Genomic DNA, 3,061 nt, shown 5'->3' with positions numbered 1-3,061 from the left:
AGAGATGCAGTACACCACCCTGTTCCTCAACCGGATCCTGTCGAAAAATATAATAGAGCGAAATTCAAACAATTCCAAGGTTCCCTTTCCGCTTTTAATTCTCGCCTCAAAACCTCCGGCAAGTTGACTTTAGCGGCCACGAAATCTCCCCATTTCCCGGAGTGGCCGGAAAAACGGAGCACCGTGTCCGCATAGCAGTAACGGCACCCGTGGGAACAGCCGACATAAGGGTTCAGGCAGTAGCGTTAACCCGGAATGCCGGTCCTGCTGAGAACCGTTTTGCAGCAGGTTGGGCTTATCGCTGCTCTGGACATTTCAACGTGGCTCCGTTCTTCCCGGAGATTCAGCGCCACAGTTTGGGTCTTTCCGGCCCACGATACGCCCTTTTCAGGTACGCCCAGTGCACAAGCCAGGTAGCGCACTGGAAGAAAAACGCGGCCCTCTTTCACGAAGGGTGCAGCATCCAATTTCCTGAGCTGGCCGTCCACAGTGGCAAACATCTTGCCCACCACGAGCGCGGCTCTATGGCCCGGCGCGGCCAGAACAGGGAAAGCGAAAGCCAGGATTACCAGCAGAAAGGTCAACAAAGCGGGTGTTCTGCGCAGCTTACAGCACCTCTGCAATACAGGTATTTATTTTCCTGTTTTTTTCTACTTCTCCCTCCAGGATAAATTTATATCCCACACCCCACACGGTTTTAATACGCCATGCGCATGAGAATGGCTCCAGTTTCTCCCGGATCCGGTTGATGTGCACATCTACGGTCCGGGTGTTGCCCTCAAAGTTGAAACCCCACAGTTGCCGCAGGAGAGACTCGCGGTGAAGATGCGGTTGGGGTGGGAGGCCTGGAAAACGGGTATGCCCGGGGCAACCTGCCTTTGGCCCCTGTTCAGGTACCACCACGTGGCCACTCCGTCTTCACGACTGCCGCAGATCATAATGCGTCTCGGCGACAGGGGGCCACTGGTGGTGGAGTTGCGGAAGGACCTCAACGAGCTGGGTGCAAAGCTCAGGGACATGGTTTACGATACTGTGAGTAAAGGCGAGTTGACTGCAGACGTTATGGGACGTGTTGAAACCACCATCCAGCTGCTTGTGAACGATTTCGGTGATGGATGTCGTCTTAAGGTGGGCAGCCCGCAAATAAAAATAAATAAAAATTATATTTGTTAAAAGGACAGGTATGGATATGAACCGCCTTCGCTTTGTTAAGATCAGGCAGATCTTCCCCCGGCCGGTAGTGCACGATATCCGGGACCGCGTATTGAGGGAGATGGAAAGAATCAATTTTCGCAAAAGAATAAAGCCCGGTCAGAGGGTTGCCATTACTGCTGGTAGCCGCGGCATCAAGAATATTACCATCATTTTAAAGGCGGTGGTGGAAGCCGTCAGGATGGCTGAAGCTGAGCCCTTTGTTATCGGTGCAATGGGGAGTCACGGCGGAGGGACGGCACGGGGACAGGAGGAAATCCTGACCAGCCTGGGGATAACCCGGGAAACATTGGGGTGTCCGGTATTGACCTCGGCGGAAGCGGTGGAAATAGGTCAAACCCCCGGCGGGATAAAAGCTTTTTGTGATGTAAACGCCTGGGACGCTGACGGGATCATCGTATGCAACCGTATTAAACCTCATACTTCCTTTCACGGTCCTGTGGAGAGTGGTTTGATGAAGATGATGGCCGTGGGGCTGGGTAAGGTAAAGGGAGCATCCTTTATCCACCGCGTCAGTCCAATGGAAATATCCACTACACTTATAGATATCGGTGAAATTTTTATCCGGTCGGGCAAGATTTTGGCCGGTGTGGGTGTAGTGGAAAATAGCTACGACGATACGGCTATCATCGAGGCGGCTGCCCCGGAAGAAATATTGGATATGGAACGGCGGTTGTTGGCTGAGGCTTACCGCTTGATGCCGCGCCTGCCTGTGGATAGGCTGGATTTTTTGATTGTCAGGGAAATGGGCAAGAATATCAGTGGCACGGGTATGGACACCAACGTAATTGGGAGAATCAGAATGGTTGGGGTGCCTGAACCTGCGTCTCCCTTAATTACCCGGATTGTTGTGCTTGATTTGACCGGGGCGTCTCATGGTAACGCTACAGGTATTGGGTTGGCAGATTTCACCACCAGGAGGCTGGTCGATAAAATGGACCGGCAAAAGACCTATCTCAACTGTATTACCAGTGGAAACGTTCAGCGAGCGATGCTCCCCATGGTGATGCCTGACGACCGGGCAGCTGTAGAGGCAGCCATGGAGAGCCTTGCTCCACGTGGGGCCGTTGACCATTTGCAGGGGGCTTTGATCAAAAATACCCTGGAACTGGAGTACCTGTGGGTTACTGAAAATCTGGCCGGGAAATTGAGCCAGCGGACGGATATTGAAGTTTTGGGACCGGCGAGCCCTCTTGTCTTTCGCGATGGTACCCTTGTTCTGGAAGCATAAGGATTCTCAGGTTACCGGTTTTACTTTGGTCAATGCGTAAAATGCCTGGTTTGCTCGCGGGGTACACCTTTCCACAGTAGGAAGCCTGCTGCCGGTAAGATGCTCAGAAGGGCGAAAAGTGTGGCTACGGCAAAGGTGTCCTGGAAAGCGAGTGCTCCCGCCAAACGTGACACTTGTAAATATAAGGTTTGTAATGCAGCTACGTGGGCATCGAAAGACCCCATTCCTGTAGTTTGCCACATGGCTGTCAGCTGGTTGTTCAAGAATCCCGCTCCGGGCGAGTCGATGCTTATCCCTTCAGCCAGCCGGCTGTACTGAATGTCTTGGCGGGATTCCAGGATACTGGCCAGAATCGCCACGCCTACCGCACTGGCTACCTGCCGGAGCATGTTCAGCAGAGAAGAAGCCTGACCGGTCAGCTGGCGGGGTACGGCGTTTAAACCTGTGGTTATGGCCGGCATGGTACCCAGACCCATGCCTATTCCCAGCATGACCAGGGTTACGGTTATGGCGTGGATGCCGGTATTCAACTCAAGTGTCGTGAAGGAGTACACGGCACAGGTGAGGATAAGCATGCCCGGGATTACCAGCAGGGCTGGTCTCACTCTATTTACCAGC

General features: G+C 53.3%; 4 protein-coding genes and 2 pseudogenes. 3 read left to right on the top strand and 3 right to left on the bottom strand.

The features are described from left to right. Positions 1-195 (top strand): hypothetical protein (locus ACPLUI_RS13230; protein ID WP_424660720.1); only part of this gene is annotated, 195 nt, incomplete at its 5' end. Between the two features lie 50 nt (positions 196-245). On the opposite strand, the gene ACPLUI_RS13225 is transcribed toward ACPLUI_RS13230, so the two are convergent. Beyond that, positions 246-584 carry a copper amine oxidase N-terminal domain-containing protein gene (locus ACPLUI_RS13225; RefSeq protein ID WP_424660719.1) on the bottom strand — a complete coding sequence of 113 codons (339 nt, stop codon included), beginning with the start codon at positions 582-584 and terminating at the stop codon, positions 246-248. A gap of 22 nt (positions 585-606) precedes the next feature. Next, a pseudogene (locus ACPLUI_RS13220) lies at positions 607-851 on the bottom strand (winged helix-turn-helix domain-containing protein); the annotation flags it as partial. 118 nt (positions 852-969) lie between these two features. Between ACPLUI_RS13220 and ACPLUI_RS13215 the strand changes: the two are divergent. Together ACPLUI_RS13215 and ACPLUI_RS13210 are read left to right on the top strand one after the other, a co-directional pair. After that, on the top strand, positions 970-1,173 hold the full coding sequence (locus tag ACPLUI_RS13215; RefSeq protein ID WP_424660718.1) for a hypothetical protein: 204 nt from the start codon (positions 970-972) through the stop codon (positions 1,171-1,173). A 16-nt stretch (positions 1,174-1,189) separates the two neighbouring features. Continuing rightward, entirely contained in the window at positions 1,190-2,443 is a 1,254-nt protein-coding gene (locus ACPLUI_RS13210; protein WP_424660717.1) for a hypothetical protein, read from the top strand. Between the two features lie 29 nt (positions 2,444-2,472). On the opposite strand, the pseudogene ACPLUI_RS13205 reads toward ACPLUI_RS13210, so the two are convergent. Beyond that, positions 2,473-3,061, bottom strand: a pseudogene (locus ACPLUI_RS13205) (hypothetical protein); the annotation flags it as partial.

Source organism: Desulfofundulus sp., from assembly GCF_049701015.1.
In the GTDB taxonomy this organism is placed as follows: domain Bacteria; phylum Bacillota; class Desulfotomaculia; order Desulfotomaculales; family Desulfovirgulaceae; genus Desulfofundulus.
This window is presented reverse-complemented; position numbering and strand designations above follow the sequence as displayed.

Coding starts and splice junctions, on each gene's coding strand:
- ACPLUI_RS13210 (WP_424660717.1), top strand. CDS start 1,190: ATGAACCGCCTTCGCTTTGTTAAGATCAGGCAGATCTTCCCCCGGCCG.